Annotated in this window: 1 protein-coding gene; it reads right to left on the bottom strand. The window is 54.4% G+C overall.

Annotated elements, in window-relative coordinates; translation table 11 throughout:
* Window positions 1-505 (bottom strand): sugar transferase (locus tag AC1D0P_RS28135; protein WP_477679738.1); only part of this gene is annotated, 505 nt, incomplete at its 3' end.
* Window positions 506-524 lie beyond the last annotated feature (19 nt).

The following is a 524-nucleotide window of genomic DNA, read 5'->3' as shown; positions in this document are numbered from 1 at the left end:
CCATGCGAAGGGTCTCCAGCATGATTTTGAAATCGAGCCAGAAAGACAGGTTGGAAACATAGTAAGCGTCGCATTCGAAGCGCATGATCGCCGCGTCGCGATCGACCGTAGGTCCGCGAAGTCCCTTCATCTGCGCCATTCCGGTAATTCCAGGCTTTACCAGATGCCGCATGTGATAATCGGGCACCAATTCCTCATAAGGCACGCCGGCGGCCAACATGCCGATTGCGTGGCAACGCGGCCCGACAAGCGACATGTCACCCCGCAACACGTTTACGAGTTGCGGTAATTCATCAAGGTTTGTCGAGCGCAATATGCTCCCGAGCCGCGTTACTCTGGGATCGTGTTCGACTGTCTGGCAAACGCCGGAAAAGTCGCAGAGTTCGATGCGCATCGTCCTGAACTTCAACACCTCGATGATGGTGCAGCTCTGGCCCCATCTCTTTTGTCGAAATACCGCCGGACCCGGGCTGTCAATTTTGATCAAAGCCACAATTGCAAGCATTAGCGGTGAAAGCAACAGT

It is taken from the genome of Polaromonas sp. P1_G2 (genome assembly GCF_056405515.1).
This window is presented reverse-complemented; position numbering and strand designations above follow the sequence as displayed.